Genomic DNA, 24,639 nt, shown 5'->3' on the forward strand with positions numbered 1-24,639 from the left:
GGCCCAGCGATACAGGCCGGTGTCGATTACGATTTGAAAAACGGATGGTTCTTAAATTTTGACGTAAAGAAAATCTGGATTAATACCGACGTTAAAATCAATGGCGGCGCTATTCGTGCCGACGTGGATATCGATCCTTGGGTGATTGGATTCGGGGCAGGATTCAGATTCTAAATCGCTATGGACTGGTCGCCTTTTGGTTTGATTGCGCAATGCCCACCTGCAATGTATTTAGAGCGCGGGATTATTCCCGCGCTCTTTCTTGCGGGGATTGCGGGTAGCATAACGCACTGTCTGGGAATGTGCGGTCCATTCGTTCTGGCTCAAGTTTCCGAATTGCCCAATCGCAACGGAAAAATTTCAAGCCGCGATTTGCTGCGTTACGCCTTGTTGCCATATCATGCAGGACGTATCACAACCTATGCCGGTTTGGGCGCGTTAGGGGCATGGTTAATGACTTTTTTTTCAAGCTTTGAATCCTTTCGATTAACGGCCGCTATTATGTTGGTTCTGGCCGGAATATTGTTTTTGGCGTCCGTGCTTGCAAAAACGGGATTTTTCAAAGCTTGCGCGACGCCACGCTGGATCACACGCCATTTAGACCGGTTCTTGCGCCTGCCATTGCTATGGCGCGGTTATGTCCTTGGCTTATTGCTGGGATTTTTGCCTTGCGGCTTGTTATATGCGGCGCTGCTGGCGGCTACGACCACGGCAAATCCCTTATTGGCGCTGGCGGCAATGATTGCCTTTGGGCTGGGGACAGTTCCGGCGCTCCTTATGGTTGCTTTTGGGGGCAGAAAAATTCTACAATTGCGTCCCAATTGGATTAACAGGATTTCTTTTATTCTCGCTTTATTGAATGCTTTCACTCTTTTTATTATGGCTGGGGGATTAATTTCATGAATGGATTCGCAGTATCATCTTCGTCGCCGAATTATAACCACGATATTGTAAGGCTTTTTACATTGGCATCTATATTCTGGTGCGTTGTGGGTCTTGCGGCTGGCGTATTTATCGCGCTGCAAATGTCTTTCCCCTGGTTGAATATCGAACCATATCTGACATTCGGCCGGTTGCGTCCTGTTCATACGTCGGCGGTTATTTTCGCGTTTGGAGGCAACGTATTGTTTGCGACATCATACTTTATCGTTCAGCATACTTGCCGGACAAGATTATGGGGCGATGGCCTGGCTTTCTTCACTTTTTGGGGATACCAGTTATTTATCGTTCTCGCAGCTTCCGGCTATGTTTTGGGAATCACGCAAGGCAAGGAATATGCCGAACCTGAATGGTATGTCGATTTGTGGTTGACGGTTGTGTGGGTTGCCTATCTGGCGGTTTATATGATGACCCTGAAAAATCGCAAAGAGCCGCATATATATGTCGCAAATTGGTTTTACCTGGCGTTTATCGTTACCGTAGCGATCCTGCATTTGGGCAACAATCTAAGCTTGCCGGTTTCATTGACCGATACAAAAAGCTACTCCGTTCCTGCTGGCGTGCAAAGCGCGATGATTCAATGGTGGTATGGCCATAATGCCGTGGGATTTTTCCTGACAGCAGGGTTCTTGGGCATTATGTATTATTTCGTGCCTAAACGCGCCGGTCGTCCCGTTTATTCTTACCGTTTGTCGATCGTACATTTTTGGTCGTTAATTTTCATTTACATTTGGGCGGGTCCGCACCATCTGCATTATACCGCGCTGCCGGATTGGGCACAGACCTTGGGCATGACTTTTTCGATTATGCTTTGGATGCCGTCTTGGGGCGGGATGATCAATGGTGTCATGACGCTGTCCGGTGCGTGGCACAAATTGCGTGAAGATCCGGTATTGCAATTTATGATTATTGCACTGGCTTTTTACGGCATGAGCACTTTTGAAGGGCCATTGCTGTCCATTAAAGAAGTGAATGCATTGTCGCATTATACCGATTGGACAATTGGGCATGTTCATGCGGGTGCGCTGGGTTGGGTCGCGTTTATCAGTTTCGGCGCGATTTATTATTTGATTCCTGTTTTATACAATAAAAAGGATATGTATTCCGTTCCTTTGATCCGCATGCATTTGTGGCTCAGTACCTTAGGCATTGTTCTGTACATTACAGCGATGTGGATTGCGGGTATCATGCAGGGATTGATGTGGAGATCGTACGACAGCATGGGGTTCCTGCAATATTCTTTTGTCGAAACCGTCGAAGCGATGCATCCTTATTACATCATTCGCGCGTTGGGTGGATTGCTGTTCCTGTTTGCGGCTCTGATAATGGTTTACAATATCTATAAAACGATTAAGAGCGAGCAGCTCGATATCAAGCCAGTGACAGCATAGGGAGGAACGGCAATGAAATCGCATCATAAAATTGAAAGAAACTCGATTCTTATGCTGATCCTGATCGTGGTTGTGGTCGCGATAGGCGGCATTGTTGAGGTTGTTCCATTGTTCCGCATGGAAACCACTATCGAGCCGGTAAAAGGCGTGCGGCCGTACACTCCGCTGGAATTGGTCGGACAGAATATTTACATCCGTGAGGGATGTAATGTTTGTCATAGTCAGCAAGTTCGTCCATTGCGCGACGAAGTTGTGCGTTACGGCCATTATTCCTTGGCGGCAGAAAGCATGTATGACCATCCATTCTTGTGGGGATCGAAAAGAACCGGGCCAGATTTGTCCCGCGTCGGCGGCAAGTATTCGGACGAATGGCATGTGGCGCACATGATCAATCCGCGCGATATGGTGCCGGAATCGATCATGCCAAGTTATAGTTTTCTGATGAAAAATGGCGCCAACCTGAACGATATTCAGAAACATTTGCGCGCCTTGCGCGCCGTTGGGGTGCCTTATACGGATGAAATGATAGAACAAGCCAACAAGGACGCTGTCGCTCAGGCAAGCGACGGCGCGGATACATCCGGATTGGAATCGCGTTACGGTAAAGTGAGCGCCAGGAATTTCGACGGCGATAAATCGTTTATTTCGGAAATGGATGCGCTGGTGGCTTATTTGCAGAAATTGGGAACAGATGTGGATTTCAAAACTTACGATCCAGATTTTGCAATTAAGGCGGTGAAATAATGCAGACTATTTTTGCTAATCCCGCCATTGGAACATGGATGCTGATTTTCTTTTTTGCGTTGTTCGTTTTGATCGCAATTTGGGCATTTCGTCCGGAGAATAAAAAGAAGATGGAACAGCACGGTAAAATCCCATTAGAGGAGAACGGAAGATGACCGATAATAATAAAGAACGCGATCCGATTTCTGGCATTGAAACTACCGGGCATGAATGGGATGGCATTAAGGAATTAAATAATCCCGCGCCTCGGTGGTGGTTGTGGGTGTTTATTATTACGATTATTTGGTCGATAGGATATTGGGTGGTTTATCCAGCCTGGCCGACTATTGCAGGCGCTACTAAAGGAAAATGGAATTGGACTCAATATACGCAGTTAAAAGAAAAGCAGGCGGAAATATTGGCGCGGCAAGAAGGCTATTTACAGAAACTTCAGACCACAAAACTGGAAGATATCTCAAAAGATCCGGCGCTTTATGAATTTGCCCGTTTGGGTGGCGCCGTGACATTCAAGGAAAATTGCGCCGCATGCCATAACAGCGGTGGGCAAGGCCGACGCGGTTATCCGAATCTAAACGATGACGATTGGTTGTTTGGCGGAAAATTGGGCGATATTTATAAGACGATCAAAGTAGGTATACGCAGCAATCATCCCGATACCCAAGGTGTGCAAATGCCTGCATTTGGCAAGGATGGCGTGTTGAAACAAGAACAGATTGCGGCCGTGGCCGAGTATGTAGAAAAGTTGCATTTAGGCGACAAGGCGGAACGCGCCCCTGCTTATGAAGAAGGCAGAAAAATTTTCACCGAGCAATGCTCCAGTTGCCATGGCAATAACGGCGAAGGTTCTCGTGAAACGGGTGCCCCGCGATTGAATGATAATATCTGGCTGTTTGGCGGCAAACGGGAGAATATTGTAGAAAGTATTTCCGTGGCTCATGCCGGCGTCATGCCGACTTGGGAAAATCGCCTGGACGATAATGCCATTAAATCGTTGGCGGTATATGTGCATTCATTAGGAGGCGGGGAACAGTGAGCGATGATACAGCCGATATCGTCTATTTTGCCAAGCAGGAACGCGTATACCCTAAGCATGTCAATAAAGGAAAATACCGCCGCCTAAAATATATTGCGTTGGTTGTGCTGCTGGGCATCTATTATTTGGTGCCTTGGATAAGATGGGATCGTGGTCCGCATGCGCCGGATCAGGCGGTATTGATCGACATGGCCTCGCGGCGCGCTTATTTCTTTTTTATCGAAATATGGCCGCAGGAAGTTTATTTTCTGACTGGCCTTTTAATTCTGGGCGCTGTCGGATTATTTTTCGTTATCTCGTTATTGGGCAGAATATGGTGCGGTTATGCCTGTCCGCAAACGGTATGGACGGATTTGTTCCTAATGACAGAACGCTGGATTCAAGGCGACCGGAATCAGCGTATCAAGCTTGATAATTCTTCCTGGGGATTTGAAAAAGTTTGGAAAAAAGGCTTAACCCATATTGTTTGGATTGCTATTGGACTGTGTACCGGCGGTGCGTGGGTGTTTTATTTTAACGACGCGCCAACTTTATGGGATCACATTATTCATTTGGATGTGCCGTGGAGCGTGGGCGGGTGGATTTTAGGCTTAACCGCTTCCACTTATCTGATGGCCGGATTCGCGCGCGAGCAAGTTTGCACGTATATGTGCCCTTATGCCCGGTTTCAATCCGCGATGTTTGACAAGGATACCTTGATTATTGGGTACGACGCGGATCGGGGCGAACCACGTGGAAAACACCGCCAAGGAGAATCGTGGGATGGGCGCGGTCATTGTATCGATTGTTCTTTGTGCGTTCAGGTTTGTCCAACCGGCATCGATATTCGCGACGGGCTGCAAATGGAGTGTATTGCTTGCGGCCTTTGCGTGGATGCCTGTAACAGTGTTATGGAAAAGCTGCATTTACCGCCAGGCTTAATTCGTTATGACACATCGCGCAATCAGGAAGCCCGGAGGGATTCCAAATTGCGCAGCTTGGTCCATAAGGATGCGTTGCGCATTTTGCGTCCGCGTACATTTTATTACAGTGCGGTAATGGGGGCGGTGGGTGCCATCATGTTGTATGCTTTGCTTACCCGGGCGGAGCTTGAACTGCATGTGCAGCATGAACGCAATCCATTGTTCGTACAGTTAAGTAATGGCGATATTCGCAATTCCTATACCCTAAAAATCTTAAATAAAACGCCCCAAGACCGTGTTTACAGCCTGTCCGTCAATGGGCTATCATACAGCCAACTGAAAATTATGGGCGCGGAAAATATGGATATGCAGCATTTGCCTGTTTTTGCCGATTCGGTCGGTCAGTATCGTGTGCAAATGTCGGCTGCTTCCGCTGATGAACTTAGGCAGAATGTTACTTTTACCATCACCGATGTGCAAAGCGGAGTGAAAGATGAATACCAAAGCGTCTTCGTGCGCGGACAATAACGGCCCACGTCCTTCCGACCGCTGGATTCCTTGGTATTTTGTGCTGTTTTTTGTTGTTACTTGCAGTGTGCTTGGATTTTTCAGTTATCTTGCGATTCATACCGATCCAGGGGTGGTTACCAATAACGCCTATCAAAAAGGACTGGATTATGACCGGATTATTGCTGCTTCCGATCAATCAAGTGCTTTGCCATGGCAGGCGAATATTATATTGCGGCAGTCCGCCGCCGTTTCTGTGCTGGAAGTCACATTAAAGGATAACCATCAAATACTGGAAGGCGCCACGGTCGAAGCTTGGTTAATGCGGCCCACCAAAGACGGAATGGATCAGCACTGGCAATTGAAACCTGCCGGGAATGGAACATACCTTGCGGAAGGGCAATTGCCTCAAGGCGCCTGGAACATTCATGTCACGGTAATGCTGAATGGGCGGCAAAAGCAATTTATCAAGCCCATAGTGGTTTCTTAAATGTCATCGACCAATGCTTTGCCAGACTATAGCCGGCACATAGTGTCCGGGCAGCCCGATGCGCATAAAATGCATTTGATGATAGAAGGCATGCGTTGCGCGTCTTGCGCTTGGCAAATCGAAAATACTTTGGCGTGCAACAACAATGTAAAAGCCAGGATAAATTTTTCTACCCGCCGATTGAGCATAGAATGGCAGGGGGCAAAAGACCGTATTTACGATCTGTTGCATCAAATCGCGGATCTTGGGTTCCGTTTCTCGCCTTTCGATCTTGTGCGGCTGGAGAGTGAAGATAGGCAGGAACAAAAATTTCTGCTGCAATGCATGGCGGTGGCCGGATTTGCATCCGGCAATATCATGCTGTTGTCCTTTGCTTTGTGGTTCAGCGGCGATATGGGCGGGGCTACACGCGATTTGCTGCATTGGCTTTCGGCGTTGGTGGGACTGCCGGCGGTTATTTACGCCGGACGCCCATTTTATTATTCGGCATTCGGCGCATTAAAACGCGGCCGGGCCAATATGGATGTGCCGATTTCATTGGCGATTGTGCTGGCATGCGCAATGAGCCTGCTGGAAACCATCAATCACGGCGCTTATATTTATTTCGATTCGGCGGTTATGTTGGTATTCCTGTTGTTGGTCGGGCGGTATTTGGATAAAAAAGCGCGCGGCAAGGCCCGCGCGGCAGCGGAAGATTTGCTGCAAATGTTGCAAGGGACGGCAACGGTTTTGCAAGACGGAAAATCGTCTTTGATGCTGGCGCAAGATCTAAAGCCAGGCATGATATTGCAAATAGCGGTGGGCGAACGGATTATCGCCGATGGCAGAGTGATATCCGGCCAAAGCGAAATCGATCCAAGCCTGATTACCGGTGAAACCATGCCGCAAGCCATTGGGACAGGCAGCCAGGTATTTGCCGGGGCTATTAATTTATCCCAGCCCATTCAAATCGAAGTCACCGCGGCGTCGGAAAACAGCCTTTTATCCGATATTGTCCGGTTGATGGAAAATGCCGAACAGGCACAGGCGAAATATGTGCGCTTGGCAGACAGGGTGGCGGGTTTTTACACGCCCGTAGTGCATTTATTGGCGGCGGCGGCATTTCTGGGTTGGTGGCTGGGCGGCGGACTTGCCTGGCAGCCATCTTTGTTGATTGCGACAACGGTGCTGATTATTACATGCCCATGCGCGTTGGCGTTGGCTGTTCCCGCGGTGCAGGTTATGGCCAGCCAGAATTTGTTCCGGCGCGGCATATTGTTGAAATCCGGCGATGCGTTGGAAAGGCTGGCTGTGATCGATACTATAATTTTTGATAAAACCGGCACTTTGACCGAAGGCCAGGCAAAATTGATCAATGCCGATAAAATTGCTGCAAAAGATCTACAATTGGCGGCGTCTATGGCGACGCACAGTAAACATCCTTTGTCGCGCGCGTTGGCATCGGCGTGGAAAGGGGATTTGATACCTTTGCAGGTGGCGGAAGTGCCGGGCAGCGGGTTGGAAGCGGATTATCAAGGAGACCGTATTAGATTGGGCAAGGCAGAGTGGTGCGGGGCCGAAATACCGCACCATGAAACCGCTATGGGAATATTTTTATGCGGCCAAGAAATAAGGCCAGTGCAATTTCTTTTCGCGGATTTATTGCGCGCCGATGCCCCTAATATTATTGCTGAATTAAAGCAGAAATTTGATATTCGTCTGCTGTCGGGCGATCGGAAGGCGGTTGTACAGGAAATCGCCGCGAAGGCGGGGATAGAACAATGGCAGGCGGCCCTTTTACCGCCAGACAAGACGAAAATCGTCAAAGATTTGATCGCCCAGAAGCACAAGGTTTTAATGATCGGCGATGGATTGAATGATGCCGCGTCCTTGGCTTGCGCCAGCGTGTCCATGTCGCCTTCCACCGCGATGGATATTACCCAAAATGTTGCTGATGTAGTATTTCAAGGGCATCTTCTAAACCCTGTAAAACAAACAATTTATATTGCAAAAAGATCGGCGGCATTGGTGCGCCAAAACTTTGCCTTATCTTTCTTATACAATGTTATTGCTATACCGCTGGCTTTAATGGGGCAGGTAACGCCTTTGATTGCGACGCTGGCGATGTCGTCTTCATCGATAATAGTGGTGTTGAATGCATTGCGGCTGGGAATGAAGGATTGATTGTGGAACATTTGTATTTAATCATACTGGCACTTTTCACTGGGCTTGTTGGCCTGGGCGCTTTTTTCTGGGCGTTAAAAAATGGCCAATTCGATGATCTAGAGGGCGATGCCGCCCGGATATTGCAAGACGATTAGCCTATTTATTGAATAATCCGCGTATTAAGCGGCTTGTTGAAAATAAGATAGAAGATTTGACCTGGATCAAGGCTTTGGCGAAAAAGATTGTATGCAAAAGGGCTTGCCCGTATACTTGGCATATTATCTTTGGTGGCTACATGTTATGGGCAAATAGAGTTCCGGCCATACCTTTATTCGGTGGGCTGACGGAAGAAGAAAAACAAGAATACCTGGGCGAGGGAAAAGTAAAAAAAATCTCGCCACGGGAGTATTTATTCCGCCATGGCGATCCCGCCGGCCATTTTTATATCATTTGTTACGGCACAATTAAGTTATTCCGGCAAATTCCAGACGGGCATGAAATTACAACCGACATTCTGATTGCCGGAAACACCATTGGCGAAATAGAAATCCTTGAATCCTTCCCCTTGTATCAGTCCAACGCCCAGGCCATCGAACCGGTTTCCGTGCTTCAATTCCCAAAGCAATGGTTGAAAGACACGGCTAAGAAAAACGGAAAATTTGCCTTGAACTTGCTTTCTTCGGTGGCGCAAACCGCAAGACTGAGCGAAATCGAAGCGGAGCAGCAGGCCACTATGTCGGCGCCACAATTGATAGGTTGTTTTTTACAGCGTCTTTGCGTTTTGCACGATTTCAATCCAAAAGGATTCGAGTTGCCGTACAGCAAAACCTTAATCGCGTCGCGCCTTGGCATGGAGCTCGAAACTTTTTCGCGCGCGCTGGCAAAATTAAAGGATCATGGCATTAATGTGGACGGCATGAATGTCGTATTCGATGATTTTGCCAAAATGAAAGATTATGTGTGCGGCCATTGTTCGGTCACGCATGATTGCCCGACGCATCAGTCAATCCAGCGCAAATTCGCCAAAAAATAATTCTCGCTAATCTATCCGGCACATTTAACTTCCGCCAGGGATTCAAACGCTATTTACAATTGTTTATAAAAGATAAATCTGGAAGGACTTCTGTCCTTGTTAATATTTCAGATTTATGGTTTATGTAGTTTCCACAGCCAGCAGGATGGTGCGTATCAAAAAATATTTGTTGAGTGGGCAATTTGTAATTTTAGGCAATCTTCCAAAATAGGAGCCAAAATGAATTTTGAAATCAACGGCTTTCTTCTGTTTGGCTTGTTACTGCTGGCCGGCGTTGTCGGCGGGGATATTGCCCGGAAATCCAAAAGAATTCCCAGAATTATCGGATATATATTATTTGGTTTTTTGATTGGGCCGGGGGCGCTGGGATTGCTGAATGACGCCTCGATAAAAGATGCCCAGATATTTTTGGATATTGCGTTAGGATTAATTTTATATCAAATCGGCGCCTATTTAAATATTTCCGAATTGTCTCATAACCCGCGTCTGATCTTCAGCAGTTTTATTGAAAGCCTGTTTACTTTTTGTATTGTGGCGGTAGGGCTTTATTACAGCAAATTTTCATTGCTGCTCTCTTTCTTATTCGGGGCTATCGCTATATCGTCTTCACCGGCGGTGATTCTTGCAACAGTAAGAGAATATGGCGTTAAAGGAGTTTTTAGCAAGCGGATTCTGAATTTAGTGGCCCTGAATAATATGTTTTCCTTTTTGTTCTTTGCGATGGTTATGCCGTTTGTGCATTGGCAGAATGAACAGTCCTTGCATAAAATTATAACTTATACGCCAATAATGCTTTTGGGGTCGGCGGGAATCGGCTGGGTATTGGCAAGTTTTAAGGAACGCATCAGTTTTTTTGTGGCAATGAATAAACACAATCAGGTGTCTTTGCTGCTTGCCTTTACCGGACTTGGGTTGGGTTTGGCAAAAATGTTGGATCTTTCTTATATGCTGACCATGCTGTCAATGGGGCTGTTTTGTTTTAATTCCCCTATACCGCATAAGGATGCTGCTACTCCATTGGATGAGCCCGGCGATATCAGCGAATTATCCATCATGATTCTTTTTGTTATTGCGGGTGTAAAACTTAACTTTAGCAATCTTTATGAATTGTTGGGGTTCTCCCTGTTATTTATTTGTTTGCGAAGCGCTTCCAAAATTCTTGGCCTATTTATTGTCCGGCCAGATAAGGATTTGGATAAAAAGCATACATTGTTGCTGGGCATATCGTTGACGCCGATGGCGGGGCTCGCCATGGGCCTTTCTTTAATGTTAAACAATCTATATCCAGAATTGATGAACGCATACATACCGTATATATTCGCGGTTATTGCCTTGCTGGAATTATTGGGCCCGATGGCTACGGAATATAGTCTTAGAAAATCGGGCGAGGTAGACAATCAGATCCGTATTTCGCATTAATATTGACAGGTAGCGAGCATGGAACAAGTGTCTTTAGAACAAATATTATTCGCTGCGGCGTATCTCGCCGCAATAGTATTTTGCGGGATAATCTGCGGATTGGTATTTGTCCGCATCCTGGTCAGTCTGAAAAAACATGATCTGTTCTCCTGGTTTCACAAAGTCCCTGTCGATCATTTACGCGGCCCATTGTTGTTATTGTTTCCGGTGGGGGCCTATTTCATAGCGACGTATTTCTATCGGCCAGAAGCTTTAAAAACAGCGCCTTTTGCCGGAACCGTAAAGATTATCATGGTGTTCGCTTTTGCATGGCTTGCGGCGCGGGCTGTTCACGCCACCACGAATATCCTGGCTATGCAATTCGACATTTCTGTCGGAGACAATTTGCGCGCCAGGCGCGCCCAAACGCAAATATTCATTCTGCGCCGTATTATTAACGCCATTATTTTTATCATTGCTCTGGCAATTGTTTTTCTAATGTCTGACAGTCTAAGCAAAGTAGGGGTTAGCCTTTTAACCTCCGCCGGTATAGCGGGTATCATTCTGGGCTTTGCGGCCCAACGCGTATTGGGCAATTTTTTGGCTGGAATACAGATCGCTCTTACCCAACCGATACGGCTGGACGATGTGGTGGTTATTGAAGGGGAATGGGGCAGGATCGAGGAAATCACATTAACATACGTGGTGGTTAATATTTGGGATCAACGGCGGTTAGTGGTGCCGATCAGTTATTTCATAGAAAAGCCAATTCAAAACTGGACCAGAAAATCCGCCGATATATTGAACTCCGCTAATTTCTTTGTGGATTACACGGTGCCGGTGCCGGCGTTGCGCGATTATTTGATAAAAATTTTACAGCTATCCCCGCTATGGGATAAACGCGTGGGGGTATTGCAAGTGGTTGATTGTACACCGGAAGCCATGGAGATACGGGCTTTGATGAGTGCTCGCAATTCTTCGGAAGGTTGGGATTTACGATGTGAAGTGCGCGAAAAAATGATCGAATTTATAACGGCAAATTACCCAAATGCGCTTCCCAAGAATCGGGCCGAAATTCGCGTTGAATCGAAAAATTAATAGGGGTGTCTCATTTATTATTTAGGAGTGACGATGAATCAGTTTTGTATTGCGGCTAAGACTGTTGCCATGGTTTTATTGTTGTCCATATGTTGCGCGAATTATGCTTTCGCGGCGGATGCCGCTGCGGAAGAAATTGCGCGGCAATGCGATAAAAAAGCGGCTATGGAATTTAATGGTGCGAGTAAAGCCAGTCTGGCGCAGCGCAAGCCCGTATTCATGTCGATTTGTGAATGTTATGAAAAAACCAAATATTTACGGACTTCGGGCAAAGCCGCGGATTTAATTGCCGCGGCATCGGCAAATTCAGATTGCGTGCTAAAGCTGGTGGATAAGGCCGCCGAAGCCTATTTTTCCCTGGATCCAAAATTGACAACCCCGGAAGAAGAATATATCAAATCGCCGGAATCGCGTTTAAATGAATTCACGGACGATTTAAACGCGATTCTTATTCCGCATGAAAATTTATTTGCCGGAATTGCGGATTACAGTAAAACCTGCCGGCCATTTTGCGGGGATTTTGAAAAAGCGGCGAGCATAGATGCGCAAACCAAATATTTCGAAAGCATATTGTATTACATTCAATCGCAAAGCTTTATTCCGGTGAAGTAGGCTTATTATCATATCGATTTGATATAATAGAAAAAGCCCCCGCGTTCTTACAGCGCGCGAGAGGCTACTTATTTACTTAACCATCCAATTTCGCCGATTTCAGGCGCTCTATTAGCTTTTTTCCATTCGCTTTCAATTTTGTCTATAATTTCGGTTGTAGAAAGTTTCCATACTACAAATTCTTTATTGCCGTTGTTTTCAATAAATTGTCCAAACCTTGCACCTTTATTCAAAAGCTCATAAACAATTTTTTTGGTTTCTTGAAGTTGATTTGATTTAGGTATGCCTACACGTTCCAAATGCCATGGTATTACCCATAAACCGATGTCATCTTCTTCCAATTCGGTATAGAGCGTATCAGTTAGATTTGAAGCCATTATATACTCCCTTAATTAAATTTAATTTTTCTAATATCAATACCAGGTACTTTAACGTCAATCGTTGCGTTTGTACCCGGGCTTCGTGTTGCGTAGTTTCGTATTCCAACTATCCCACCATCCGGTAATTTTACCAAGGTTCCTTTGTACGTTGAATCTTTGATAATAGTGCCACCTCTAGATAATTGATTAAATAGTTTTTGTGCATCAGCTGCACCACCAGCTATTTCTCGAATGGCAGGGTTGCTGCCCACTTTGCCGATTGCTTGTGCACCAGTTCCTAATATTCTGAGATAGTTTGGTGATAGGTATTTGAGTAAGACACCGCCTGGGATGGCTCCAAGTAATCCATCGGTAAAAACTTCACCCAAAGTCATACATGTGGGACCATTACCATGATAGTTATTGATGCTTGCTCTCAGTATTGCGCCGATACCAGCGCCTAAAAGCGCTGAAGCAAGAATTGGATTCTCCCCGGTCGGATCAACAAAATTTATAGGACTTCCATCAACATACCCAAACCTATTGATCCCCCCAGCTAACCCAATCGGATCAGACTGAAGATATCTGCCGGTTTTTGCATCATAGTCGCGCATTAGGTTGTAGTGATAGTTCGACTCGAAGTCGAAGTACTGGCCGGGGAGGCGGAGGTTGGTTTCTTTTGTGCCAGTGAGGGATGCGTTCTCACCAAACGGGGTTTGGAATCGGTCCCACAATACCGCCTTGGCGGAGTTGGTGAGCTTGGTCGGCGTGCGTAGATGGTCGTTGAGGATATATAACAACTCGTTCGTGCTGTTGCCGTTATTGGTGTTGTTGAGATGGCCGAGCGGTAGGGCGGATGCTGCGGTCATGTCAATCGAATCTGCAATCGCGGCCAGATTGGCGGGGAGATAGATATATTCCCGCTGTACCTTGCCGTTGGATAAGGATTCGGCGATCAGATTATGATCCAAATCATAATGATAATGCGTCATCCCAGCGATGGATGGAATCGGCATGGATTCTAGGTTGGAGGTGGTTTCACCCTCGCCGCCAAACTCCACCATAATGGTTTCTTGCATATCGGCGGGCAGAGCCTCGATAAGAAGCCAATAAAATCGCAAGTGTGGTGATGGCAATGGGAATGGCCACCTAGATAAATTTTTATCCTCTGCATGGGGGAATTAAAATGGCTTATCTAATTGGTACCAAGTCTGCTAGGGAATGGGGGTCCAAACTCCAATACCCTAGCAGTTCACCCCGACCAGCAAAAAAAGTCCATTCAAACATTACGTAACGTTTTAAGACGGCTTTTGGATGCTTCTTGTTTGCTGGACATACAAGAGGATTTCACAGGCATGATCGGGTCTGCTGGCTCTATCTACCTATTCCATCTAAATCACTGTCGCGTTTATTAGGGTAAAATTTGGCTTTTCTCTTTTTCAATTCATAGAACAGGATACCGTGAATTCCTTTTGCTTTCTTTTTGGGTACAGGGTTTTTCCATATTTGATCAAAAATTGCTTTTTGATCTTTCTTGCTAACACGTTTGAGAACATCTTCTATAAATTCTATATCCTGTTTTTTTCCAGGAAATAGAATTTTAAAATGTTTATCACTGACAGCAAAAATATCATATGCACAATTTTCCGCTCCATCAATGACTAAAATATTTTTCATATTTATCCTATAGTCATATTTCCTTCTTCTTCCGAAATACAAATCTCTAAATCTGCAATCCCTTCTTTTTCTTTGAAGGTATTTGAATAATGAAAATGTGAATTTGGATCCGAGTCACTTAATAAGTCCTGTAAGTGCTTAATAAATTCCTCGGCATCCTTTTTTGTGAATGATATCTGCAGATCATGCCAATTATTTTCTCTGTATTTTTCTAATGTCACTTTCATAATTTTCCTCATTATCTATTGGGTGGAATATGTTCTTTGCCTTTTCTTCTGCTGGAGTCATGCCAGTGCGGATCTCTAGCTTTACCAACTTTGCTACCTTCTGCATCCCATCGTCTAATTTCTCCGTTTGGGCCTTTCCATATTCTGTGGCGGCCTTCAGTTAGTCCACCGGTAGGTGTTTCTGTCCAGCCCTCTGGCGGAGTCCAATCATCAGGATTGGCAGGATAGTCATTTAATGGATCATCTATAGCAGGTTTGTCTTTCTGAGGGTTAGGATCGTTCTCTTTTGCTTGTTGTTCAGGATTGCCTTCTTCGTTGAAGAATCCCGTTGGGCATAATTTATTCCAATTTTTATATGCATACAAGCCTAGAGCTCCTAAAGGTCCACCATACATTAAGCCCTCCGCAATAATTGGAAGAACTGGAATGAATAGACCATAGGGATCAATCCTATTTGCAGGATTCCCACCCACATACCCATATCTATTGATGCCCCCCGCCAAGCCAATCGGATCACTCTGTAAATATCTGCCAGTTTTGGCGTCGTAGTCTCTCATCAAGTTGTAATGATAATTCGATTCAAAGTCGAAGTATTGGCCGGGGAGGCGGAGGTTGGTTTCCTTGGTGCCGGTCAGGGATGCGTTCTCGCCGAACGGGGTTTGGAATCGGTCCCACAATACCGCCTTGGCGGAGTTGGTGAGCTTGGTTGGCGTGCGTAGATGGTCGTTGAGAATATATAACAACTCATTCGTGCTGTTGCCATTGTTGGTGTTGTTGAGATGGCCGAGCGGTAGGGCGGATGCTGCGGTCATGTCGATAGAATCTGCAATAGCGGCAAGGTTGGCTGGGAGATAAATATACTCCCGCTGCACCTTGCCGTTGGATAAGGATTCGGCGATCAAATTATGATCGAGATCATAATGATAATGCGTCATCCCGGCGATGGATGGGATCGGCATGGATTCCAGGTTGGAGGTGGTTTCACCCTCGCCACCAAACTCCACCATAATGGTTTCCTGCATATCGGCGGGCAGAGCCTCGATAAACGGAGCGATAATCGGAAACGCCTCGGCCAGCGCATCGGCCTCGATCACTTGCGGGGCGTAGTATTTGATGACGCGCTCGCCAATGGCGTTGTATTTGTACAGGGTGCTGGGATTGAGATCGCGATCGAGCTGCGAGTACCGCCCAACCTTATTATAGCTGAGCGCGTGCATCGAGCTGCCGGTCGCATCATCGCCCGTCACATTCCCGGCGGCATCGAAGGTAAAGCTGCGCACCGTAACCGAGTTTTTAACGATAGAATTCAATCGGTTAGAAGTCGAAGCGTAGTTATAGGTTTCAGTTCCGGCGGCGGTGACCTTGGAGGTGCGGTTGGACGCCGCATCGTAACCATAAGTTTCTACACCATAAGCGCCGTTGCCGCCCGTACCGCTGGAGGCCTGGATTAAACGATCCAGCTCGTCATAGGTAAAGGCTTGCGTGCGCGCGCCAGTGACGTTGTCGGTGATGGCGTCGATGTTGCCGTTGGCGTCGTAATGGTAATCGGTGTGGTAAATATCCGGCGACCCATCTTTGATCCGAATCTTGCTGATCCGGTAATCGCCGTCGTAATAAATATATGCGGCCAGGCCGTTGCCATAGGTCCAACTGGTAATCTCGCCAAATGGGGTATAGGTGATGGATGTCGCGATATTGACCGTCGCGCTGACGGTGGTGGCCTGGGTCGTTACCGATGTCACGCGGCCCATGGCATCGCGGTTATAATTCACCACGCGGCCGGATGGGTAGATGATTTTGGTCAACCGGTCGGCGGAATTATATTCGTACCGCGTGATATAGGATGTGTATTGAATGATGTGCGTGTTTTTGACGATATTGCCATGCGCATCGTACACATACGTGGTGCTGCCGGAATCGTCGGTAACGCGGTAAAACCGGCCAATGCCATATTCATTCGTTGTGGTATTGTCATAGGTGTAGGCGCGGTTTTCGGCTGTATTGGAGGGGTAAGTTTCCGTCAACATCCGGTTCAACGCGTCATAGGTAAAATTGGCAACCACGCCGCGCGCATCGACGCGTTGGGTGATATTGCCCGCCGCATCGCGGTACAGCGTTATATTGCCCGCATCCGGGGTTGTTTCATAAATCGTCTCCCCAAATCCGTTATAGACGTAGTTGGTGGCGATATTGCGTTGGTCTGTGGTGTTGGTGACCATGTCTTGGCCATTATAGGTGCGGCTGACAATGCCGGACAGGGCATTGGTTTGGGTTTGCAAGCGGTTCAGCGCATCGTATGCCTGCGTGGTGTTATAGAGGCGCGGATTTTGGACCGATGTGTTGTTATCGTTTTTATCATATCCAAAGGTCACGGTTTGGCTTAACGCGCCAATATCGCGGTATAGACGGCCCAGCGCATCGAACACTTGGTTGTGTTGATACACCAAGGCGCTGGCGGCGTTTTTGATGCGCGTTTCGGTGCGGTTACCCATGGCATCCAATGTGAACTCCACGCGCTCGCCGATATTATTTTCAATCGATGTCAGGCGTTGCGCATTGTCATACCCATATTGCAAGAACGATCCATCGGGCAGGGTGATTTTGCGGATATTGCCGGTGTCTTCGTAATCGAAGGTGGTGGTGGCGCCCGATGTGGTGCTGGTTTTCAGCCATAGGCGGTCATTATACGTCATAGTGGTGGTAACGTTATTCGCATCCACCATGGTCAACGGCAAGCCGTTCAAATCATACGACGTGATATTGATCTGCTGGCCCACCGCGTTGGTGATGCGGGTCAGATTGCCGGATGTGTCGTAATCGTAATCGGTAACATCCGTCACATCGGTGCGCGAGCCGTTGATGGTATCGACGAGGCCAGCGGTGGTGTACGTATACGTCCATGTGCGCGCCTGGCCATTGGTGGCATAGGGGACCGAGTGCGTGGTGGTATCGGTTTCAGTTTTGGTCAGCATCCAGCCGGTGGTTGGATCGTATGTAAACGTGGTGGTCTTGCCAGGCTCGACAATTTGCGTTGGAACACGGAAATTGGCGTGCCAGGTAGTTGTGATGGTACGGGCTTGGGCGGTGCCAAAGGCTTCCGTTCTACTTTCCTGCAACCCGCGCGCGTTATAAGTGTATTTAGTGACGTTGCCTTTCCAATCGGTTTTGCTGAGTGGATAGCCATTGCCGTCATAAGTATAATTTTGATTCGCCGCCTCGCACGTGCCGTTGGCAATGCCTTCAACTTGGGTAATCTTCGGCGCGCCCTCGACCGTGGAATAATGGTAAATCGTCTGTTTGCCCAGCGCGTTGGTGACAGTACGGGTATTGGAATTGGTATAGGCGATGGTGGTATTTTCCGCGCCGCCCGCATGGGTGGATTGAATCACGCGGCCAAGATCGTCATAGGTCCATGTCGTCAGACGATTGTTTTTTTCATCGATGATGCCGGTGATAAAACTTGGCAAATCCGGATCTTCGTACACATATTGCACTTTGGGATTGTCATTCGGATCGAGGGGAGTGTTGTCGGGATACTTCACTTCGGACAGTTTTTTTGGAAAGGCCCATAGCGATCCATAATTTATATAACCATAATTAAACACTCTATTATCTGGTGTTGTAAGAGATGTTAAAAGAAAAACACTTGTAACATCATTATTTTGATGGGGTTCTGGATAAACATATTCTGTATATGTAAAACTTAAAACTCGGCCTAAGGAATCTGTGACATTTTGCAAATGATTGTTAGAGTCATAATTTAGGGTTTGCGTATAGCCGCTTTTATATCGGATTTGCGTTAATCGTCCGCCAGTGATGCCATTGGCGTCATATGTTTCAACCGTGTCATCCAAATCCGTAACGGTGATGCTGCCCGCGCCATCGGCAACACGAAAGGCAATATCGTCGCCATCACGAGAATCCCAAATACCATTTATTTTTTTAAATTCGAATTCCGATCCATCGGCGCGGCGCAGCCAAATCCAATCTGGTCTGTAATAATATAAACTTCTGTCCCAATTGCTGCGCCAATTGGCACCCATAATACTTTCTCTTGGGGCAGCATCTGGACTTCCGGCAGGAGGATCAAATTGACCAATGCTGTTAAAATAGCGAATGAATTCTAAACGATCCACGCCGCCAGACGAATAATCTTCCGCTTGTTGAAATTTATTGCCATTGGCGATGGTAACTGGATTACCAGCAGTAGGACACTGTTTGCCATTATTTTTAGGCTGACTATCAGCAACACATCCAGAAATAACGGTTGCTTCATTTCTTTCGCTAGTGGTGCATCCTGCAGGCCCTACAGTGCCTGGAGAGGCGCCAGCAATACAAGGAGCACTAGAGGGAATATCAGACGGATGCCGGCAGCAAAATATATAATTTACAACATGGCCATTTAAATGGTTCGGTTGGAATGTGCTAAAGTCCAAAGCAAAATTTAAATGGGCACAAGCAGTTTGCGCAGCAGAAACAGGGTCTGGTTCTATTGGGCCGCCGCCATATGTATACCACCCTGCATTCGCCGATCCTGCCATCAACAGCAACATCGCAACAACAATGGCGTATAATTTGATTCTCATAAAAAACTCCCTGACATGGCGTAGCTGATAATTAGATAGACAATCCTGGATAAGCGGCGCGCTCAAAACACACCTTTTGGTTGCATATTATGAATCACATACAATCGTAATCAAGATATTTTTTATGAATAATTTATGTCGCCTGTGCATAAGATGCGCAAGAAATTATAAACCCAGGAAATTTTATGAAAATTATAAGCAACAATTCATAAGTCGACTTAAGTCGACTGTCGCCGCGATTGTGGGTGGGCGAAGCCATAAGCCAGCGAATTCCCTAGATAAATAACAGAGAATTTTTATAATGGAGCAGGGATTTTTACTGCTGAAGGAGGATAATGTGTCTGCCATTATATTATACTCTCTAGCTGCTAATGCTTGTAATTGATTATTAAGGTGAGGTTGTTTATGCGCAAAGTCTGGTTTACGTATGCATTTTTTATGGCAATGAGTTTTTATCCCGTTTTCGCCGCAGAAGTGACTTTAGGGTCAGACAGGCTCTATGTCGGCGACATCGTCATCAGGCCCGAATGTTTTTATGAGTATTGGATGGATGTCAAAAAAGATGTCATCGATGTGAAGCAATGCTCTGAAATAAAAATGAGAATGAGCGGCAGTGATAAGCAAGAAGAGTATTATGGAGAAAATATAGATTATAATATTATTGGTAGAATTGATGATCTGACGGCGTTGGAGCTGACTCATTATACTGGCCGTAATTGGAATAGGTTGATTTTTGTTAAATATACTCCCAACGAACAGGGAGGCACTTTACAAATTGTTCAGAGTTTGGGCCAAGGAGATCGATGCAATATGGGGTTTGGCGATGCCGCTATAAAAAATGGTGTGCTGGAATATACGCGTTTATACAGTTTTGCCGATTTTTTATATTTGCTGGACGCGGATTATAATTCCTCATTATATGATAAACTTGAGAATCGCCCGACGCTATGCGCGGCATCGGCAAAATATATTTATAAACTGAAAGAAGGCGAGCGGTTGCAGTCAGTCACATTGGACGAAAATTGGATTAAAGGCGATTACAGAAAAAATATATTTGAGCCGGTTGGCACGTCAGAACAATTATGTCTGGAAGATAAGCTGAAAGAGTTTATAGGACAAAATAAGCAGAGTCTTGGCAGGGAAGAATTGAGAAAGCTGGGACTGCAGCTAAAATCTAAATGCAGCCCCAGCTTTTTGCCCAATTAATCGCTATCTTCTTGTTCCATATCTTCTATAGCCATTTCTTCCCATATTTTTTCTAATTCCGCCCGATTTTCGAATGTATCGGCGATACGGTTGAATTTATTCCGTAAACCTTTTTCGCTCGGATCGGTGAATTCGGCTGCTTTATCCCTTGCCGCTTGCGCGGCACCGCTGAAATCTCCATTTTCCAGAGATTTGTAAAAGTCGCTTTTCGTCGATCCTTGTCCTTGATTGTAAACATATTGAAAAGCGGCATCGTATTCGTCCTTGCTGAAACCATTGATTTTATCCAGCTTGTCTACGGGCGCGGTAAATCTGGTTCCACTCGATATAGTGAATCGGTAAGCTTCATCGGGAGTCAGCCTTAGATCTTTTAAAGACGTTTCTTCTATTGCTCGTCGCGCATCTTGGCCTTTTTGTCCTGCAGCGCCGACCATTATATCTATCTTGTCTTGCGGCAAGTCGGCCATTTTTCCATATCTACGAATTTCATTTTCGTCCATCTGGCCTATGTCGACGCCTCCCGCAACAGTGGCGCCGCTGCGGCCCTTAGATCCGACGCCAGGATAATACGGGTTGCTTGTTAACCCCTCATTTTGCCTGAATAAATATTCATAAGCATATTTTTGTTTTTCGTTCATTCCCTCCAAATGACGATTTAGATCTTGCTGCGTAATTGTAATGCCTTCTCTGTATGATGGCTTGTTAAGATTGTATAACCATTTCCCCTGCTGCTGCGGCTGAGTCGATGCCGAGAAATCATCGTTGATTGTATATTGCGGCAGGTTGGTATCTCCCTCCATAAACGAGCTTTGACTTTGTTGCGGTTGAATTGCTGCCGGTGCCATTTGAATAGGTTGTGCATTGGGATCAAAAGGCTTCATCCCCGCGAGTTTATAAGGGCTAAAGGAATCTAGTTCCTGCTTCATGTTGCTAAAAAAATCATGATATGATTGACCCGGTTGTGGGGCGGAAATATGCAGGTTCGGAAAATTATTTTGGATAGTTTGATAGGCATAGTCTTTATGCACATCATGCCAGGTTTTGCGAATCATATCCCCGGTTTGCTTGCCGAGAGCAAATGGATCGTTCGGCGAGGGATATTCCGGCAAGTTGTCTAAACCGGAGTGTTGTAAATCCCAATTGCCCATCCAATTGTCCCATGCACTTTTATCTTGCGGTGGTTCTGCTATGTAGGGTGGCGTAGTAGTTGGCAATCCTAAGGAAGGCTGTTCCATGGTAAATTGAGTGTGATTTTTTGGTGTGCCAAACATATTGGCCAATCCAGTCAAAAGATCTACGACAGGTGGTTTTTGTTGTTGCCAATTCCATTCACCGGCAACAAATCTATTATTTTGGGAAGCTAGCTGTGTTAGCGCATTGAAGTTGCTAAGATTGTTGGCTTGCCCGGAAAATAAAGAGGCAAGCCCCAATAGTCCGCCGCCAGGTGGTTTGAAAAACATGGTAATATTCCTTTATAAAAGTTGAATTTATGCGCAAAAAAACCCGCTTCGCCAGAGGCTTAGCAGGTGGTTTTTTTTGACCGTTTGGTTAATGATGTGATTTGTAACTTATATTGTTTGTATCACAAAATTTCTCATTTCTCAATAGATCTGGAAAATCTTTTTTCAATTTTAATAAATTTTACTTAATTACCAAAAATTTACTGGTTCTTCGCTATTGGTAGAAATAAGAAAAAACATTTCTGACTAAATAGAATTTTTCTAAACAGCGGCCGTTACATATTGCTTCGTTTCCGTGCATAAAAATCCTGACTCTGCGGCAAAAAAACGATCTGCTGGATATTGGAACATTTCCACGGTCTTTGGCAGCATCAATTGCCCGGACATAGAAGCGAAATTTAGCGGTTTTGTTAAATACACGCCCATTAACTTGCCGTTTGAAAAATGATCGACAAAATCGAGTTTATTTCCATTCGCCATTTCAAAATCTATGATTTGCCGCAATCCGGCGGTTGGCGGTTCGATAGCGTTTAATTTTTGCGGCCATGGAACCGGCGCAACCATAGTGGAATAATTTTCAATAAAAATAACTTGGCCGCCGCCTCGGCCATGTTGTGGATTGGCTTGAGCAATTGATACCGGCGCGAATAAATCGCCCGTGGTGACATAAGAACGCACGGTGGGCAAATACCGCTTGCCGATCATGTGTTGGACATTTTGTTGCACGCTGCCCCAAAGTTTTTCACGGTCGTTGTAATTGGCGGCGCAGGTTTCAGCGGTCATATACCATGCCGTTTGTCCAGGCCTTGCGCCGAATAAATTGCCGTGTTGGGAGGGTGGGGGGATCATTAAAATATTCCTTTATTCTTTTGACTTATGGTTTCTCTACATATTCTATAAAATCTCCTGTCGTCTTGCAAATGTAACCAGATCCGATCCGAGGTTGATCTGGGGTATAGGGAACGATATCATGCCCATCATGTTTGTTAAGTATTTGCCGTATCGCTTCATCGTCTTTAAGCGGATTTTCCATCCGTATTCCAATGGTGCCATTTTCATAAACAACGGAAAGAACTTGGTTGTCATGTTCGATTTCCCATCGTGCCATTTGCTTTAGAATCGAATTATACCTGTCGGGTATTTTTCCGTTATTCTTTGCAATGTTGGCTTCACGGGGCGATAGATCCTCTATTCGGCGAAATTGAAATTTTATGCTTGGCCCGTTGCCATAGGGATCGTCTTGAATGTTATAAATTTTTACCCATCCCAGCTCGTAAATCTTGGAATAAATAGATTCAGAATCAGGATCATTTAATAGGTTTTGCAGTAATAAATTATGGACTTCTTTCTTTTTAATTTCTGCTTCTTTTGGGGTGCTTGCTAATATATTCGCAGAAAGAACGCCGAAACTGATATTCGTTATCCACTCATCATAAAAATAAACAATCATTGCGAATCCTAGATCGGGCTGTCGGATCCAATAATCATAATAAGCTATACCCGGGTTGGATTTATCAAAAATATATTGCGAGTAGTTTCTTTCGAACTCGCTTCGTTTTGTGGCTGGGGTGATAATAATGTTGCCAGGAAACACTATCCGCTGTTCTTGCCGGTTTATATTCATTTGACTTTCTAAAGAGCGAACAATTTGTGACATGTCATTTGCCGCGTTGTTTCTTCCGATCATGTAAATCTATTAAATTTCCAAATTCTCTCAGAACACTTGTATATTTTGCTACATAGAATTGTCGCCCTCCGCCAGGATGATCGTTGTTTTTCCCGGGATTTTTCTCGCATATTGCCGCTGGAATAAACATATCCCGATCAAGAACATAAGAGCGAACATAATCTCTGTATCCCAGATCTTCATTTCTAGGTACTTGCAATTCCTTAAAATACACATCCGCGTTACCGTGGCTATTTAAAAGAGTATCCATGTTTGTATAAAAAGGGGAATGGCCTAATTCGCCTGTCGGGTTTCTATCCTTATCTATGCCAGATCTGCCAAATATTATACTTCCTTTTGGCATAAATATAAGTTTAAAGTCATCAACATTAAATTTCGCGTCACGTTGATGTTGTTCAGCGCGTTCAATCGCTCTAAGCGCATCGCTTCTTTCCCACGCTTCACGGATTCTTACCTCGTCTTGCAAGGCGGCGAGGTGTTTCTCTATCAGTCGGAGCCTGGCGGTTTCCTGATGCTCGCGGGATTTATCCTGGGCCGCTTGGGCTTCTTTTTGCGTGCGTTCCGATTGGGCCTTTAACTGTAATAACTCTTGCCGCTTTTTTTCAATTATCTGTTGAATCAATTTTTCTGGGTCAGGGCCATCTCCGCCGCCGTTCCCACCATTGCCCCCATCGCCGTTTCCACCGTTCCCATTTCCGCCGCCGCGCCTTGCTTGGGATTCCGCAGCCAATCTGGCTTTTTCTTTTTTGAAATCTTTGCCGCTCAATTCCTGGCTGGTGAAGCCATGGTTATGCACGCAGCCGCTGAAGAAATTGCCGTGGTGGGAGGGTAGTGGGATCACGCCGAAATTATTTTTTGTATTTATTTTTCTTCGGTTATGTAAGGGCTAGAAATCATGTGGTTTGTTTTAAGGCAAATGTACTGTTGCATCGCTCCCATCCATGGGCGGGCTTCATTAAAACTGTATTCAACTTGTTCATGGTTTATAAGCTTTTTTGCCGCTTCGGCGTGGAGAGGAAATTTCATAAAAACCTCATAAGGCACTTTAGACCATGTCCATGCTTCCGCCGAGTGAATTTTATTTCCTAGTTTCAACTCCATATCCAGTAATGGAATCAAGTTTGGACTAAGAAAGTCATAGGGAG

At 45.8% G+C, this 24,639-nt stretch carries 25 protein-coding genes; 15 read left to right on the top strand and 10 right to left on the bottom strand.

Annotation, left to right across the window (positions count from 1 at the left end):
- The 14 genes from EYC62_08925 to EYC62_08990 all read left to right on the top strand — a co-directional run.
- On the top strand, window positions 1-174 hold a 174-nt coding region (locus EYC62_08925), incomplete at its 5' end, for an OmpW family protein (GenBank protein ID TAH32481.1).
- A gap of 6 nt (window positions 175-180) precedes the next feature.
- Window positions 181-903 carry a sulfite exporter TauE/SafE family protein gene (locus EYC62_08930; GenBank protein TAH32482.1) on the top strand — a complete coding sequence of 241 codons (723 nt, stop codon included), beginning with the start codon at window positions 181-183 and terminating at the stop codon, window positions 901-903.
- Window positions 900-2,330, top strand: a complete 1,431-nt coding sequence (ccoN, locus tag EYC62_08935) for a cytochrome-c oxidase, cbb3-type subunit I (GenBank protein ID TAH32483.1) — start codon at window positions 900-902, stop codon at window positions 2,328-2,330. The genes EYC62_08930 and ccoN overlap by 4 nt, the downstream gene beginning before the upstream one ends.
- A gap of 12 nt (window positions 2,331-2,342) precedes the next feature.
- Window positions 2,343-3,074 carry a cytochrome-c oxidase, cbb3-type subunit II gene (gene ccoO, locus EYC62_08940; protein ID TAH32484.1) on the top strand — a complete coding sequence of 244 codons (732 nt, stop codon included), beginning with the start codon at window positions 2,343-2,345 and terminating at the stop codon, window positions 3,072-3,074.
- Window positions 3,074-3,229 carry a cbb3-type cytochrome c oxidase subunit 3 gene (locus tag EYC62_08945; protein ID TAH32485.1) on the top strand — a complete coding sequence of 52 codons (156 nt, stop codon included), beginning with the start codon at window positions 3,074-3,076 and terminating at the stop codon, window positions 3,227-3,229. The genes ccoO and EYC62_08945 overlap by 1 nt, the downstream gene beginning before the upstream one ends.
- A complete protein-coding gene (gene ccoP, locus EYC62_08950) occupies window positions 3,226-4,107 on the top strand; it encodes a cytochrome-c oxidase, cbb3-type subunit III (GenBank protein ID TAH32486.1) in 882 nt (293 codons plus the stop codon). The genes EYC62_08945 and ccoP overlap by 4 nt, the downstream gene beginning before the upstream one ends.
- On the top strand, window positions 4,104-5,537 hold the full coding sequence (gene ccoG / locus EYC62_08955; protein TAH32487.1) for a cytochrome c oxidase accessory protein CcoG: 1,434 nt from the start codon (window positions 4,104-4,106) through the stop codon (window positions 5,535-5,537). Before ccoP ends, ccoG begins: the two co-directional genes overlap by 4 nt.
- Entirely contained in the window at window positions 5,503-6,006 is a 504-nt protein-coding gene (locus EYC62_08960; GenBank protein ID TAH32488.1) for a hypothetical protein, read from the top strand. The genes ccoG and EYC62_08960 overlap by 35 nt, the downstream gene beginning before the upstream one ends.
- Window positions 6,007-8,169, top strand: a complete 2,163-nt coding sequence (gene cadA / locus EYC62_08965; protein ID TAH32489.1) for a cadmium-translocating P-type ATPase — start codon at window positions 6,007-6,009, stop codon at window positions 8,167-8,169.
- Window positions 8,169-8,306 (top strand): cbb3-type cytochrome oxidase assembly protein CcoS, encoded by a 138-nt coding sequence (ccoS, locus tag EYC62_08970; GenBank protein ID TAH32505.1) that lies wholly within the window; start codon window positions 8,169-8,171, stop codon window positions 8,304-8,306. Before cadA ends, ccoS begins: the two co-directional genes overlap by 1 nt.
- 140 nt (window positions 8,307-8,446) lie before the next feature.
- Complete coding sequence (locus EYC62_08975) at window positions 8,447-9,184, top strand: Crp/Fnr family transcriptional regulator (protein ID TAH32490.1); 738 nt, start codon at window positions 8,447-8,449, stop codon at window positions 9,182-9,184.
- Window positions 9,185-9,403: 219 nt separating this feature from the next.
- The gene (locus tag EYC62_08980) at window positions 9,404-10,603 is read left to right on the top strand and encodes a hypothetical protein (protein TAH32491.1); all 1,200 of its coding nucleotides are present in this window, start codon (window positions 9,404-9,406) and stop codon (window positions 10,601-10,603) included.
- Window positions 10,604-10,621: 18 nt separating this feature from the next.
- Window positions 10,622-11,680 (top strand): mechanosensitive ion channel, encoded by a 1,059-nt coding sequence (locus tag EYC62_08985; protein TAH32492.1) that lies wholly within the window; start codon window positions 10,622-10,624, stop codon window positions 11,678-11,680.
- Window positions 11,681-11,713: 33 nt separating this feature from the next.
- Window positions 11,714-12,292: a hypothetical protein gene (locus EYC62_08990; GenBank protein ID TAH32493.1), complete on the top strand. Its 579-nt coding sequence runs from the start codon at window positions 11,714-11,716 to the stop codon at window positions 12,290-12,292.
- 68 nt (window positions 12,293-12,360) lie between these two features.
- On the opposite strand, the gene EYC62_08995 is transcribed toward EYC62_08990, so the two are convergent.
- The 5 genes from EYC62_08995 to EYC62_09015 all read right to left on the bottom strand — a co-directional run bounded on the left by EYC62_08995 (window position 12,361) and on the right by EYC62_09015 (window position 19,141).
- Window positions 12,361-12,669: a hypothetical protein gene (locus EYC62_08995; protein ID TAH32494.1), complete on the bottom strand. Its 309-nt coding sequence runs from the start codon at window positions 12,667-12,669 to the stop codon at window positions 12,361-12,363.
- 11 nt (window positions 12,670-12,680) lie between these two features.
- Complete coding sequence (locus EYC62_09000) at window positions 12,681-13,730, bottom strand: RHS repeat-associated core domain-containing protein (protein TAH32495.1); 1,050 nt, start codon at window positions 13,728-13,730, stop codon at window positions 12,681-12,683.
- Window positions 13,731-14,025: 295 nt separating this feature from the next.
- Window positions 14,026-14,328, bottom strand: coding sequence for a hypothetical protein (locus EYC62_09005; GenBank protein TAH32496.1), 303 nt, complete (start codon window positions 14,326-14,328; stop codon window positions 14,026-14,028).
- Window positions 14,329-14,330: 2 nt separating this feature from the next.
- The gene (locus EYC62_09010; protein TAH32497.1) at window positions 14,331-14,555 is read right to left on the bottom strand and encodes a hypothetical protein; all 225 of its coding nucleotides are present in this window, start codon (window positions 14,553-14,555) and stop codon (window positions 14,331-14,333) included.
- Window positions 14,556-14,566: 11 nt separating this feature from the next.
- On the bottom strand, window positions 14,567-19,141 hold the full coding sequence (locus EYC62_09015) for an RHS repeat protein (protein TAH32498.1): 4,575 nt from the start codon (window positions 19,139-19,141) through the stop codon (window positions 14,567-14,569).
- 405 nt (window positions 19,142-19,546) lie between these two features.
- On the opposite strand from EYC62_09015, the gene EYC62_09020 reads away from it, so the two are divergent.
- Window positions 19,547-20,347 (top strand): hypothetical protein, encoded by an 801-nt coding sequence (locus EYC62_09020; GenBank protein TAH32499.1) that lies wholly within the window; start codon window positions 19,547-19,549, stop codon window positions 20,345-20,347.
- On the opposite strand, the gene EYC62_09025 is transcribed toward EYC62_09020, so the two are convergent.
- From EYC62_09025 to EYC62_09045, 5 genes are all read right to left on the bottom strand, one after another.
- Window positions 20,344-21,807: a hypothetical protein gene (locus EYC62_09025; GenBank protein TAH32500.1), complete on the bottom strand. Its 1,464-nt coding sequence runs from the start codon at window positions 21,805-21,807 to the stop codon at window positions 20,344-20,346. The two genes, EYC62_09020 and EYC62_09025, sit on opposite strands and share 4 nt — an antisense overlap.
- A 261-nt stretch (window positions 21,808-22,068) precedes the next feature.
- The gene (locus tag EYC62_09030; protein ID TAH32501.1) at window positions 22,069-22,656 is read right to left on the bottom strand and encodes a hypothetical protein; all 588 of its coding nucleotides are present in this window, start codon (window positions 22,654-22,656) and stop codon (window positions 22,069-22,071) included.
- A 25-nt stretch (window positions 22,657-22,681) separates the two neighbouring features.
- On the bottom strand, window positions 22,682-23,494 hold the full coding sequence (locus tag EYC62_09035) for a hypothetical protein (GenBank protein ID TAH32502.1): 813 nt from the start codon (window positions 23,492-23,494) through the stop codon (window positions 22,682-22,684).
- A complete protein-coding gene (locus tag EYC62_09040; protein ID TAH32503.1) occupies window positions 23,466-24,224 on the bottom strand; it encodes a hypothetical protein in 759 nt (252 codons plus the stop codon). The genes EYC62_09035 and EYC62_09040 overlap by 29 nt, the downstream gene beginning before the upstream one ends.
- A gap of 131 nt (window positions 24,225-24,355) precedes the next feature.
- The gene (locus tag EYC62_09045; GenBank protein ID TAH32504.1) at window positions 24,356-24,589 is read right to left on the bottom strand and encodes a hypothetical protein; all 234 of its coding nucleotides are present in this window, start codon (window positions 24,587-24,589) and stop codon (window positions 24,356-24,358) included.
- Window positions 24,590-24,639: the final 50 nt, after the last annotated feature.

Source organism: Alphaproteobacteria bacterium (genome assembly GCA_004295055.1).
GTDB lineage: Bacteria > Pseudomonadota > Alphaproteobacteria > SHNJ01 > SHNJ01 > SHNJ01.